This window comes from Halegenticoccus tardaugens (genome assembly GCF_004116405.1).
Lineage (GTDB): Archaea > Halobacteriota > Halobacteria > Halobacteriales > Haloferacaceae > Halegenticoccus > Halegenticoccus tardaugens.
Genome location: NZ_SDIC01000006.1, coordinates 96,714 through 109,064, shown reverse-complemented (window position 1 = coordinate 109,064; position 12,351 = coordinate 96,714). Strand labels below are relative to the sequence as shown.

Annotated in this window: 13 protein-coding genes and 1 tRNA gene; 6 read left to right on the top strand and 8 right to left on the bottom strand. The window is 69.3% G+C overall.

The window, feature by feature from the left end; genetic code table 11:
• The first annotated feature begins 34 nt into the window (after positions 1–34).
• Positions 35–487, top strand: coding sequence for a DUF5804 family protein (locus C3L37_RS16440; RefSeq protein ID WP_129115687.1), 453 nt, complete (start codon positions 35–37; stop codon positions 485–487).
• Positions 488–526: 39 nt separating this feature from the next.
• Here the strand turns inward: C3L37_RS16440 and C3L37_RS16435 are convergent, their stop codons facing one another.
• Complete coding sequence (locus C3L37_RS16435) at positions 527–1,483, bottom strand: PLP-dependent cysteine synthase family protein (RefSeq protein WP_129115686.1); 957 nt, start codon at positions 1,481–1,483, stop codon at positions 527–529.
• Between the two features lie 140 nt (positions 1,484–1,623).
• Between C3L37_RS16435 and C3L37_RS16430 the strand changes: the two genes are divergently transcribed.
• Complete coding sequence (locus C3L37_RS16430) at positions 1,624–2,007, top strand: thioredoxin family protein (RefSeq protein ID WP_129115685.1); 384 nt, start codon at positions 1,624–1,626, stop codon at positions 2,005–2,007.
• Positions 2,008–2,112: 105 nt separating this feature from the next.
• Here the strand turns inward: C3L37_RS16430 and C3L37_RS16425 are convergent, their stop codons facing one another.
• Together C3L37_RS16425 and C3L37_RS16420 are read right to left on the bottom strand one after the other, a co-directional pair.
• Positions 2,113–2,709, bottom strand: coding sequence for a hypothetical protein (locus tag C3L37_RS16425; protein ID WP_129115684.1), 597 nt, complete (start codon positions 2,707–2,709; stop codon positions 2,113–2,115).
• A gap of 177 nt (positions 2,710–2,886) precedes the next feature.
• A complete protein-coding gene (locus C3L37_RS16420; protein WP_129115683.1) occupies positions 2,887–5,022 on the bottom strand; it encodes a thioredoxin domain-containing protein in 2,136 nt (711 codons plus the stop codon).
• Positions 5,023–5,210: 188 nt separating this feature from the next.
• On the opposite strand from C3L37_RS16420, the gene purD reads away from it, so the two are divergent.
• The 3 genes from purD (at position 5,211) to C3L37_RS16405 (ending at position 8,358) form a co-directional block, all read left to right on the top strand.
• On the top strand, positions 5,211–6,497 hold the full coding sequence (purD, locus tag C3L37_RS16415) for a phosphoribosylamine--glycine ligase (protein WP_129115682.1): 1,287 nt from the start codon (positions 5,211–5,213) through the stop codon (positions 6,495–6,497).
• A gap of 105 nt (positions 6,498–6,602) precedes the next feature.
• A complete protein-coding gene (locus C3L37_RS16410) occupies positions 6,603–7,727 on the top strand; it encodes a GNAT family N-acetyltransferase (RefSeq protein ID WP_164974780.1) in 1,125 nt (374 codons plus the stop codon).
• A gap of 88 nt (positions 7,728–7,815) precedes the next feature.
• On the top strand, positions 7,816–8,358 hold the full coding sequence (locus C3L37_RS16405) for an acyltransferase (protein ID WP_129115680.1): 543 nt from the start codon (positions 7,816–7,818) through the stop codon (positions 8,356–8,358).
• A gap of 23 nt (positions 8,359–8,381) precedes the next feature.
• Here the strand turns inward: C3L37_RS16405 and C3L37_RS16400 are convergent, their stop codons facing one another.
• The 3 genes from C3L37_RS16400 to C3L37_RS16390 form a co-directional block, all read right to left on the bottom strand.
• On the bottom strand, positions 8,382–9,158 hold the full coding sequence (locus C3L37_RS16400; RefSeq protein WP_129115679.1) for a mechanosensitive ion channel domain-containing protein: 777 nt from the start codon (positions 9,156–9,158) through the stop codon (positions 8,382–8,384).
• Positions 9,159–9,160: 2 nt separating this feature from the next.
• On the bottom strand, positions 9,161–9,976 hold the full coding sequence (gene dacZ, locus C3L37_RS16395) for a diadenylate cyclase (RefSeq protein WP_129115678.1): 816 nt from the start codon (positions 9,974–9,976) through the stop codon (positions 9,161–9,163).
• A 410-nt stretch (positions 9,977–10,386) separates the two neighbouring features.
• A tRNA-Leu gene (locus C3L37_RS16390) sits at positions 10,387–10,471 on the bottom strand.
• A gap of 92 nt (positions 10,472–10,563) precedes the next feature.
• On the opposite strand from C3L37_RS16390, the gene C3L37_RS16385 reads away from it, so the two are divergent.
• Positions 10,564–10,872, top strand: a complete 309-nt coding sequence (locus C3L37_RS16385) for a transcription initiation factor IIB family protein (RefSeq protein ID WP_129115677.1) — start codon at positions 10,564–10,566, stop codon at positions 10,870–10,872.
• A 125-nt stretch (positions 10,873–10,997) separates the two neighbouring features.
• Here the strand turns inward: C3L37_RS16385 and C3L37_RS16380 are convergent, their stop codons facing one another.
• Together C3L37_RS16380 and C3L37_RS16375 are read right to left on the bottom strand one after the other, a co-directional pair.
• Positions 10,998–11,486, bottom strand: a complete 489-nt coding sequence (locus tag C3L37_RS16380; RefSeq protein ID WP_129115676.1) for a phosphopantetheine adenylyltransferase — start codon at positions 11,484–11,486, stop codon at positions 10,998–11,000.
• 79 nt (positions 11,487–11,565) lie between these two features.
• On the bottom strand, positions 11,566–12,246 hold the full coding sequence (locus C3L37_RS16375) for a helix-turn-helix domain-containing protein (protein WP_129115675.1): 681 nt from the start codon (positions 12,244–12,246) through the stop codon (positions 11,566–11,568).
• Between the last annotated feature and the right edge of the window lie 105 nt (positions 12,247–12,351).

Below are 12,351 nucleotides of genomic sequence, written 5' to 3'. Positions count from 1 at the left end.
AATCGCTTTAGGCGGGCGCCGACTTCGGTCGGGTGTGACGCGCGTCTGTCTCGTCGGAAAGCCGGACGTGAACCTTCGGTACGAGCTGTTCTCCAGAGAGACCTCCCGGCGGGCGCTTTCGACCTACGACCTCGGCGAGCCGTTCGAGAACGCGATCGCCGCCGACACCGTCAGCGTCGGCGCGGCGGTGTCGCTCCTGAACGACCTGAACTGGTACCTCGTCCGATTCGTCGACGCCGCGCTCGTCCTCGAACCGAGCGTCAGCGACGAGGAGTGGCTCTCGCGGCCGCTCGCGAGGGCCGTCAGGGACGGGTCGGTCGATCCCGCAGAAACCGACGACCTGTTGAAGGTGTACGGCGTCGCCGACGGCCGGCTCGTCGAACCGATGTTCCTCACGCGCGTCGACGGCGAGATCCCGACGTACGACCTCAGGGAGGTCGACGACACGGTCGTCGTTCGCGTGACCGAATCGGAGTTCAGCGGGTGACGCCGTGAGCGACGGAACTGCCCCGGCCGGCTCTCGTACCTAGTCGTCGAACATGCCGGTGGACATGTACCGCTCGCCGCTGTCCCAGAAGACGGTGACGATCAGGGGGCAGTCGTCGCCGAAGCCGTCGGCGGCGAGTTCGTCGGGCGCGTCCGGGCAGTCCGCCCCGGGTCGGGCGATCCGCTCCGCGACGCGGTTCGCGGCGACGTTCGACGCGCCGCTCGATTGGCCGACAAGGATGCCCTCCTCGCGGGCGAGGCGGCGACACTCCGCCTCGGCCTCCTCGATGGTCACGACCTCCACGTCGTCGAGGAGGTCGGTGTCGAGGTTCGGACTGACGAAGCCCGGCCCCATCCCCTGGAAGCTGTCGCCGGTCGGCTCCTCGCCCGAGAGGACGGCGCTCTCCGCGGGTTCGACCGCGACGATCTCGATCGCCGGGAACTCCTCTCGGAGCCGGCGGCCGACGCCGGTGATCGTCCCGCCGGTGCCGACGCCGGCGACGAGCGCGTCGACCTCGCGGTCGCCGATCTGTTCTACGATCTCCTCGGCGGTCGTCCGGTAGTGCGACTCGGGGTTCGCCTCGTTCTCGAACTGCCGGAGCTGGACCATCCCCTCCTCGGCTTCGAGTTCGTCCGCGCGCGCCTTCGCGTCCGTGATGGTACCGTCGACGAGTTCGATCGCCGCGCCGTACGCCCGCATGATGCGCCGCCGCTCCGGCGACTTCGACGACGGCATGACGATGGTCGCGTCGTAGCCCTTCGCCGCCGCGACCATCGCGATGCCGATGCCCGTGTTGCCGCTCGTCGGCTCGACGATGCGGTCGCCCGGTTCGAGCCGCCCCTCGCGCTCCGCCGCCTCGATCATAAAGCGCGCCGGGCGGTCCTTGGCCGAGCCGCCCGGGTTCTTCGATTCGATCTTGGCCGCGATCACGGAACCCGCCGGCGAGTTCACCCGAACCAGCGGCGAACCGATGGTGTCGAGGATATTCGCGTCCATTTTCGAGTCGGTACGACGTCCCGACGTAAACCGCTGGCGACAGCGGTAGGGCGCTTCGGATCGTGGGGGGTCGCCGGCGAACCGAGACCGGTCGCCGGGAACGCGGGTCTTAACACCCCTCGAACGCTACCCTCGCGACAATGACGCTCGAAACGATGGAGCCGAATCCGACGTGGGACGCGGCGTCCCACGAGGAAATCGTGGACGCGCTCTCCGACGACGAACTGGTGTTCAAGGTGTGGGCCGGCGACTGGTGCAAGGACTGCCGTCGGCAGCTCCCCGACTTCGCCGCCGCCCTCGACGCCGCGGGCGCGTCCGGAGAACGCGTCGAACACTACCCCGTCGAGAAGGCCGAGGACGGCACGAAAGTCGGCCCCGGCGTCGAGGAGTACGGCGTCGAGTACATCCCGACGGTCGTGGTCGAACGCGGCGGCGAGGAGATCGCCCGGTTCGTCGAGGAGGAGCCGGTGCCGATCGCGGCGTACCTCGCGGAGCGGATCGACGGGGTCGACGCGTCGGCCTGAAGCGCCGCCGGACTTCGGCGGCCGCGTCCGTCGGAGCCGACGAGGGCCGACGATCGGCGACTGCGGCGTCGAATCCGGCGACAGAGTGGTCGAGCCGACGGATCGCTACGTGAGGTGCTCGCGCGGCGGCCCCGTTTTGACGCCGAGGTATCCGAACGCCGCCAGCACCGCGCCGAGCGCGCCGACGAGAACGGGTCCGACCGCGGCGATCACGGTCATCGCGGAGGCGTACCCCTCGGCCTCGAGCAGGACGTCGAACCGCTCGTTGACCTCCTCCGCGGTTTCCGCGGTGGCAACGGCGACCCGCGTTTGCTCCGCCCGCTCGTTCGCCCCCTCGCGCCAGTCGTCCGTGACGTCGGGATAGAACGTCCCGTAAAACCCCGCGGTCAGCAGGAGCAACCCGAGCAGGAGCCCGACGACCCCGAAGAACGTCCGGTAAGTCGGATGGTACCGGCTCGCGTTCACGAAGTCGACGACGACCGCGCCCGCGACGAACGACTGAAAGAGGGCGAAGACGAGCACCGCGCTCACGAGGAAGGACCGGACGCGGCCGGGGGGGAGGTCCGTCGCGCCGCCGACCAAAAGCCAGAGCGCGACCGCGAGCGGCGGATGGACGAGGAGCCCGCGCTTCGCTCTCCGGAAGGTTTCCTCCGGGGATCGCTTCGCGGTGCTCGCACCGTCGGTCAACCCGTTCGCATCCATGATACCACCCCCGCGACGGTCCGCAGCGCGCGTCGGACCGCAGATTACCTCCAGTACCCGTACGGGTGCGAACGGTTCAACGCTTTCGGCGGCGGGACCGCCTACCGTCGGATGACGATCGCGAATCGACGGGTGGCGATCGCTGACCAACGAGGGCGCGACGGCGCGCGACGCGACTCAGTTCTCGTCCGCCCAGTCGAGCGCCGCTCGGACGTCGGTCTGCGGCGGCGAGCACGTGAACGCCTCGCAGGCGTACACCGTCGGCTCGTCGTCCGTCGCCTCGCGACCGACCCAGATCGGCGGCGCGTCGTCCAGGCCGAGTTCGTCGAGCCACCCGTCGAGGCCCGCCTCGGTCGGCGGCCGACGGGCGACGATCGCACCCGGGAGGTAGCGGCCGGCGAGCACCTCGCGCCACTCGGCCGGCATCTCGTCGGCCGCGACGGTGAGTTCGAGCGCGCCCCGGGCGTGCGCGTCGGCCGCGAGCGCGAGCGAGACGTGTTCGAGCGGGCTCGCCCGGATTCGGTCGCCGTGGGTCCGGAGGACGCGCTCGCCGATCGCCTCGAAGTCGGCGTCGGGCGCGAAGTGCGCGAGGTCGAAGAGGAGGCCGACCGCGACGCCGACGCTCGACGGGGTGGACTGATCGTGCAACTCCTGCGGACGCGTGACCAGCCGCTCGCCGCTCGCGGGCGTGAAGTACAGCGTACCCGCCGATTCGTCCCAGAACTCCGACTCGATGGCGCGCGCGAGGTCGAGGGCGAACGCGAGGTGGTCGACCTCCCCGGTCGCCTGATAGAGGTCGAACGCGCCGCGGCCGAGGAAGGCGTAGTCCTCCAGATACCCCGCTCCCTTCACCTCGCCGTTCATCACCCTGCGGCTGAGTCGCCCCGCGTCCTCGTCCCACAGGCGCTCTCTGACGAAGTCGAGCGCCGCGGCCGCGTTCCCGGCGAGTTCGGGGGCGAGCACGCGCGCGCCCGCCGCGAACGACGAGATCATGAGCCCGTTCCACCCGGCGAGCACCTTCTCGTCGCGGGCGGGCCTGGGCCGGCGTTCGCGGGCGTCGAACGCCGCGGCGCGGGCGTCCGCGAGTCGCTCGCGGACGGTCGCTTCGTCCATCCCGTACTCCGTCGACAGGTCGGCGACGCTCGTCGAGACGGTGAGCACGGTCGTTCCCCCCTCGAAGTTCCCGCCCGAGGCGACGCCGTAGCGGTCGCAGAAGAGGTCGGCGTCGGAATCGTCGAGGACGTCGCGCACCTCCTCCGGCGTCCAGACGTAGAACGCCCCCTCCTCGCCGGCGCGCGAGCGCTCGGCGGCGCGATCCGGAGGGACTTCGCTCTGCGCGTCGAGCGTGCTGTAGAATCCGCCGTCGGGGTGGGTGAGCTCCCGCTCGACGAAGGCGAACGTCTCCTGCGCGACGAGCGCGTACCGCGACCGCCCGGTCGCCTGATAGCCCGAGAGGTACACGGCCGGCAGCGCCGCGTTGTCGTACAGCATCTTCTCGAAGTGGGGCACCGTCCACTCGCGGTCGGTCGCGTAGCGGTGGAAGCCGCCGCCGACGTGGTCGTACAGCCCGCCGTCCGCCATCGCGTCGAGCGTCTTCGTCGCGACCGCGACCGCCTCCTCGCGGCCCGTCCGCCGGTGCGCGCGGAGCAGGAGTTCGATCCGGCCGGGCTGGGGGAACTTCGGACCCCCCCGCCCGAAGCCGCCGTACTCGCGGTCGGCGCTCCGGAGGGCCGCCTCCGCTGCGGTCCCGAGAACCTCGGCGTCGGGCGCGTCGCCCGGCGCGTCGGGCGTCTCCTCCAGCTGGTCCGCGAGCGCCCGCGTCCACTGTTCGGCGCGGTTTTCGATCTCCTCGCGGTCGGCCTCCCACGAGTGCGCGAGGCCGTCGAGCAGGTCGAGAAAGCCCGGCATCCCCTGCTTTCCCTCCCGGGGAAAGTACGTGCCGACGTAGAACGGCTTCCCTTCGGGCGTGAGCCAGACCGAGAGCGGCCAGCCGCCCCGCCCGGTCACCAGTTGGCAGATCGTCTGGTAGACGCTGTCGAGGTCGGGGCGCTCCTCGCGGTCGACCTTCACGGGGACGAACCGGTCGTTCAGCGCCGCGGCGACCTCCTCGTCGTCGAAGCTCTCGTCGGCCATGACGTGACACCAGTGACACGCCGAGTACCCGACCGAGAGGAAGATCGGGACGTCCCGATCGCGGGCGGCGTCGAGGGCCGCCTCGTCCCACGGCTGCCAGTTGACGGGGTTGTCCGCGTGCTGTCTGAGGTACGGGCTCTCCTCCTCGCCCAGTCGGTTGCGGCCCGCGGGATCGCTCATACCCGGGGTACGCGCTCCAGCCAGTAAAACACCCGCCGTCGCGCGAACGATGGGGGCGCGAATCGGTCGTGAGGACGGCGGTCGGCCGCGACCGAATCGACAACGCGGGCCGAATATGACCACGTACGTGGACAACTGACGGGATTCCAAGAGTAACGTTTACACCGGCGTGCATACACACTCCGGGCATGACCGAGACCGTGCTCCTGATCGGCGGCGGCGGGCGCGAACACGCCATCGCCCGCGCGCTGGCGGACGACTGCGACCTCTACGCGTGCGCGAGCAACCGGAACCCCGGTATCAGGGGGCTGGCGGACGGCTTCGAGACGGTCGACGAGACCGACACGGCGGGCGTCGTCGCGTACGCCGAGGCGGTCGGCGCGACGCTCGCCGTCGTCGGCCCGGAGAAGGCGCTCGCGGCGGGCGTCGCGGACGCGCTCGACGACGCGGGGGTCTACACGTTCGGCCCGCGCGAGGCCGAGGCGCGGATCGAGACCGACAAGGCGTTCCAGCGGCGGTTCATGCGCGACGAGAGCGTGCCGGGCTGTCCGGACTTCGAGACGTTCGACGACGTCGAGGCCGCCTGCGAGTACGTCGACGGGTACGACGGCGACCTCGCCGTCAAACCCGCGGGCCTGACCGGCGGAAAGGGGGTCAAGGTAACGGGCGATCAGGTGACGAAGGAGGAGGCGAAGGCGTACCTCCGCGAGTCCGGGTACGACCGGGTCGTGCTCGAAGAGCGCCTCGTCGGCGAGGAGTTCACCGTCCAGGGGTTCGTCGCGAACGGCGACCTCCGGACGACGCCCGCGGTGCAGGATCACAAGCGCGCCTACGAGGGCGACGAGGGGCCGAACACGGGCGGCATGGGGAGCTACAGCGACGCCGCCTTCCACCTCCCCTTCATGACCGGGTCGGACTACGACGACGCCGTCGAGATCATGGAGGCGGTCGTCGACGCCCTGCCCGACTACAAGGGCGTCCTCTACGGCCAGTTCATGCTCACCGCCGAGGGGCCGAAGGTGATCGAGTTCAACGCGCGCTTCGGCGACCCGGAGGCGATGAACACGCTTCCCACGCTGGAGACGCCGTTTCTCGACGTGCTCGTCGCCGCGCGGGAGGGCGAGTCGCTCCCCGCACTCGACGTGTCGGCCGAGGCGACCGTCTGTAAGTACGCCGTACCCGAGGGGTACCCGGACGATCCGAGCGCGGGGACGAGGATCGAGATCGACGAGGCGAGCGCGGGGGACGCGCTGGTGTTCTACGCGAGCGTCGACGAGCGCGAGGACGGCGTCTACACGACGACCTCGCGGTCGGTCGCGGTCGTCGGCCTCGCGGAAACGATCGAGGCGGCGGAGGAGATCGCGGAACGCGCCCTCGACGCGGCCGGCGAGGGGCTTCGCGTCCGACACGACATCGGAACGGCCGACCTCGTCGAGGGACGCGTCCGGCACGTTCGCGAACTCCGCGGCGAGTAGGGACCACTGACGGACGCGAAAGGTCCGCCTACCGCGACGGAGATGCCGACGGCGACGCGTACACCGGCCATAACAAAGTCGACCTTCGTCGGACGTTACCCCGATATGAGTCGAGCGACGTCGGATCGAACGGTGTCGCGTTCGACGGACGAGTACGTCGTCCGCGAGTACGCGCCCGGCGACAGGGACGGGATCCTCGCCCTGTACGAGGCGGTGTTCGAAAAGCGCCGGACGCCCGAGTGGTTCGAGTGGCGATACGCCGGCCCCTACACCGACGAGGTGCGGGCGTTCGTCGCCGAACGGGACGGCGAAATCGTCGGCGCGGAGCCGTTCATCTCCTTTCGCGTCCGCGCGGGCGAGGCGACCGCGTCGGCGGTCCAGCCGGCCGACGCGATGGTCCACCCCGACCACCGGCGCAACGGGCTCCTCACCCGGATGACGAAGAAGGCCCTCCGCCGGTACACGGACGGCGAACCCGACTTCGTGTTCAACTTCCCGAACCGACAGGCGAAGTCGGCGTACCTGAAGCTCGGCTGGCGGGACGTCGGGACGGTCGCGAGGGCCTACCGGATCGAGGACCCGTCGGCGTTCCTCGGCTCCGACAGCAAGGTACTCGGCGTCGGGGCGAAAACGGCGATGCGCCGATACCTCGCCGCCAACGCGCGTCGGAGTCGGCGCGGATCCGACGTCGCCGTCACGCGGCACGATCGGATCCCCGTCGACCGGTTCGCATCGCTGTACGCGCTCTCGACCCCCGAGACGCTGCACGCGCCGCGCGAGCGGGAGTTCTACCGGTGGCGGTTCGCCAACCCGGACTGGGAGACGGTTTCGTACACCGCCGAGCGCGACGGGCAAACGGTCGCGGGGCTCGTCGCCTGCACGCAGCCGAGCGACAGGGCAGCAGTCACCAAGATCATGGACGCCCTCCCCATGGCGGGCGCGGATCAGCAGACGGCGGCGTTCGAGCGGTTGCTCGCCGCCGTCGTCGACGACCACCCCGAGACGGACGTGTTCGAGGCCGCCGAGGGGACGCTCCCGGCGCGGGCCCTCTCCCGCCTCGGCTTCCTCCGGGACGATCGGCGACCCCTCTCGGTGGCCACCGAGCCGACCCCCGTCGTCGCCCGGTCGCTGTCGGCCGACGACGACTGGGAGTCGGCGATCGCGGAGCGGTTCCTGGCCGATCGCTCGAACTGGCGGCTCACGTTCGCCGAACAGGACACGAGCATCTAGGCCGCGGGTCGCTCCGACCCGCGTTGACCCCCTCCCGGCGCTCCTCCGACCCGCCCCACTTAATACCGGTCGCGGGGAACGTCCGGCCGTGACAGACGCTGACGGCGGGAGGCGTCACGATCGGCTCTCTCGGCACCCGACGCCCGGCGCGCGGAACTCCCTGTGGTCGTGGACGCGAGCGAGGTCGCCGATCGCGGTCGCGCGGAACTACGCCGCGATCGTGCTCGCGCGGATCTCGCCGAGCCTGCGGCTGAAGAACTTGCTCCTTCGCGGCATCGGCGTCGACGTCGGCCGGGGGGTCTCGTGGGGGCTCGAATCGACGCCGGACGTGTTCTGGCCGGAGCTGATCACGGTGGAAGACGACGCGATCATCGGCTACGACGCGACGCTCCTCTGCCACGAGTTCCTGCAGGACGAGTACCGGACCGGGAGGGTCGTCGTCGGCGAGCGGGCGATGATCGGCGCGGGGGCGGTCGTCCTCCCGGGCGTTCGGATCGGCGCTGACGCGCAGGTCGCGGCGAACTCGCTCGTCGACAGGGACGTGCCGCCGGGGACGACGGTGGCTGGCGTCCCGGCGACGGAGGTTCGGCGCGAGTCGGGCGGCGAAGGAGGAACGCGGACATCGCGCTGACAGCCGTCGCGGCGCTCGCTCCGTCACCGCCGGATGCGGACGATCCCGTCCTGGAACACCTTGTTGTTGGGAATGATGTACTCGTCGCCGTTGCTCTCGACGTGGGTGACGAACACGTCGATCTCCTGGACGATGCCGCGTCGGTCGCCCATCTTCACCTCGTCGCCGATGCCGTAGGGTTGGTTCAGGAGGAGGTAGATCCCCGCCGCGCCGGACGAGAGCATGTCGTGGAACGCGACGGCGGCGAGGCCGACGACGGCGACCGCGTACACGCCCAGGAGGACGATGAGCGCGAGCGTCGCGACGCCGACCTGGTTCAGCGCGATGAGTACGAAGACGTAGAACACGCTGTACTTCGCGAGCATCGGGATGAATCCGATCTCGGGGAGTTTGACCCCGCGGAGTCGCTCGGCGACGAGCAGTTCGACCTTCTCGCCGACGACGATGCCGATGATGAGGATGAGAAGCGCGATGAACACCTGCGGGATGAACTCGACGACCTGACTCCAGAAGACCTCGGTGTACTGGATCTCGGCGACGGTCAGCCCGACGAGCACGGCGAGGACGACGACGAAGTACATGCTCAGCCGCGCGAGGATCGCGACGGTGGAGGTGCCGATCTCCCGCGCCATCCGCTCGAAGCCCGTTCCCTCGATCGCCTCGGGGACGCCGGCGCGCGTCAGGAGCTTCCGGTTCACGACGTTGACCAGCAGTCCCAGTATCACGCCGAGGAGGATGATGCCGAACGCGAGCCACCACCGCACCGGCACCGCGCCGGCGTAGACGTCGAACTGCGCCATCGTCAGTAATCCTCCGGGTCGATCTCCAAGATGAGTTTCCCGCCTTTGAACGCGCGGACGAGGCCGTCGGACTCCGACAGCACGATCGCCGTCGCGTTCGTGTCCCGGGTGATCGCGCCGCCGGCCATGTGCCGCGCGCCGAGCCCCTTCGGGATGTCGACGCCCTCGGCCGACGGTTCGAGGTAGCGGTACGCCGAGACGATCTTCCCGGAGTCGGAGACGATGAACGCGCCGTCGAGCCGGGAGAACTCCTTCAGCATCACGTTCACGATCGGGTCGCCGACGTGGACGTGCGACTTCTCGAAGGGGTTGTACGACAGCGGCCGCGACTTGTTCATCACCTTGCCGGCGTCGCCGACGACGAACAGCGCCCCGACGGGCTTGCCCTTCTGTCCCTTCTTTCCGAGTTCGATGGCGACCTCGAACACGTCGCGGATGACGCTCGGGTCCGCGCGCGAGTTCACGAAGAGGTCGTAGATGCCGGAGCGCATGTTCTCGCTGACGCGGACGCGGACCACGGAGTCGACGTCGCCGCCGAACGTCGAGACCGCACAGACCACGACGTCGCCCTCCTCGAAGAGCTCGCGCTCCATCGCGCCCTCGATGCCGAACCTGATGCGGTCGCGGACGTTGTCGAACTCCAGCGGGAGCTGGACGAACGTCTCCGCCTCGACCGCGTTCTCGGGGGCGACGACGACGAGGTCCTCCTGGGGGTCCGCTTCGACGAGGCGCTCGTGGTACGACCCGCTGGGAGAAAACAACAGCACGCCGTCCACGTTCGCCACGAGTTCGTCGAGAAACTCAGTTAGGGTCCCCATTGCGACTTACCACTCAGTCGACGGGAAAAAGGTTTGCGGGGGCGTCATGCGGTCGTCTTACGTTTACTCGCGAACCGATATGATTCTCTGAGTGATCCGTACGGAGGCTGTGATGGGGTGCAGGAGTGGGGCGGAAGTGCGGGTGAGTCAATCGGTTTCGTTATTTTTGTTCGATGTGTTCGGGTGTATCGAACGGTGCGCGTTGCGGCGGAGGTGGGGCGGAGAGGTGGCAGCGTGTCACGAGTGCGGGGAGTCGCGTCGGTGAGCGTAGGTCGTAATGCGTGGGGTCGGATTCGAACCACGGTCGTTCCGCTCCTCACGCTCGCTTCACTCCCTGATTCGAATCGACCCTACTCTCTCGGTCCCTCCGGTCCTGCGATTTTCGTCCTCGCTGTCGCTCGGACAGAAAATGCGTGGGACCGGATTTGAACCGGCGGACCCCTACGGGACAGCGTCCTAAGCGCTGCGCCTTTGGCCTGGCTCGGCTACCCACGCGCACCGGATCCTACAGCCAAGCCGAGTAAGAAACTGTCGTTACCCGGGGCCGTCGGCGACGGTTTATATACGATCGCGTCAAAAGCGATTCCATGTACCGCGCCCGCGACCGCGTGGACAACGAGGAGTGGCTCGCCGAGATCGACCGCGCCAGCGACCGCCTCGACCTCGGTTCCGACGCGCGCTCGAACGCGGCCGACCTCTTCCTCTCGGACGTCCCACCGGCGGACCGTTCGAAGCGCGCGGCCGCGGCGGCGAGCCTCTACGCCGGCGCGCTCATCGCGGGCGAGGAGCGCTCGCAGACGGCCGTCGCGGAGGCGATGGGCGTGACGCGGCTCAGCGTCCAGTCGCGGTGGAAAGAGATCCTCGAACGCGCCGGGTTCCGGCCGCCGGGGTGGTGAGAGGGGGTATCGTCGCCGTCCGTGCGTGGAGGGCGACGAGACTCGGTACCGCGTTTCGAACCCCGTCGAGCGAATCCTTGAACTGCTACGACGACCCCTACGAGTCGAGCGGCCGCTCGAAGAAGCTATTCGGTCCGGGACCGGCCCTCTCGCTCGGGCGTGAGGTTGCCGTGGCGGTCGATCTCGCCGCGGGCGATTCGGGTCGAGGAGATTCGTTTGCCGTCCTCCGCCGGGACGTGATCGACGATCTCGATGCGGAGCGGGTCGATCCCGCGCTCCTCGCGGATGCGGTTGATCTCCTCGCCGCCGCGTTCGGTCTCGGGGGAGACGACGAGCGCGTCGAACCGCGGCTCCGTCGCGATCCCCGTCGGCACCTCCAATTCGCGGATCTCGAACTCGCGGCCGTGCTCCTCGGCGAGCGGTTCGAGTTCGGCCGCGAGGTCGCGCTCGCGCGCCTCGTACGGGCGAACGTACCGGTCGACGTGTCTCGTCTTCGGGGCGAGGTCGTCGGACGTGAGCCCGACGGTCACGTCGCCGAGTTCGAACGCCCGCTCGAACAGCGCGCGGTGGCCGTCGTGAACGGGATCGAAAGTCCCGCCCAGCGCGACGTTCATACCACGCCGTTGACGCCCCGCCACTTAAACAGGTCGGCTCGACAGCGTCGAAGCGGCGCGGAGCCGACCGCGAGGGGGACTACGGACGGTCTTCGGTCGCGTCGTCGTCGTCGGTGTCCTCGTCGGCGTCGGACGCGGCGAGGTCGCCAGCCTCCGCGTCGTCCACAAACTCGTCGAATTCTCGCTCTTCGGTCTCGAACTCGCCGCCTTCGAATTCGCCGCCCTCGAACGCGTCGTCTTCGGAGTCTCCGACGGTGATCGTCACCGGTTCGTCGTCGGTTTCGTCGCCGCCGAGCCGTCGGTCCAGGTTGAACACGGTGTTGAGTTCGCGCTGAAGCTGCCCGACGACGCCGCGAACGAGTTCGCTCGGCGCGATCGCTTCGTACTCGTAGGGGTTGTTGCCCGCGCCGGCGTGTTCGCGCTTCCCCCGCGTCACGACGCTCTCGTCGTGGAGCTCCGCGAGCGCCTCGCGGACCGTGCTCGGATAGAGCCCGGTCCCCTCGGAAACCTCCTCGCTCGTGCTGTTCGGGTGCTTGCGGAGGTAGACGTAGATCCGCGCCCGCGTCTCCGTGTCGAGCAGCCACGCGAGCAGGTCGACGATGCTCTGGTCGAACTCCTCGACCGCGCGGTCGGCTCCCTCTTCGAGCCGTTTTCGGGCCGTGCGCTGTGCTTCCGTCTCGTCGAGTTCGTCCGAGAGGTCGTCGACGGCGTCCTCGGTCGCGTCGTCTCGGGACTCGTCGGTCGGATCGTCGGAGGACATATGTTCTGCGCGAAAGGTCAGAACCGCGCGCGGAAAAACGTTTGCTTGTCAGCTCCCAGAAGGGCGCGATGACGCCCCCGGAAACCGCTTCCGCGGTCGACTGTC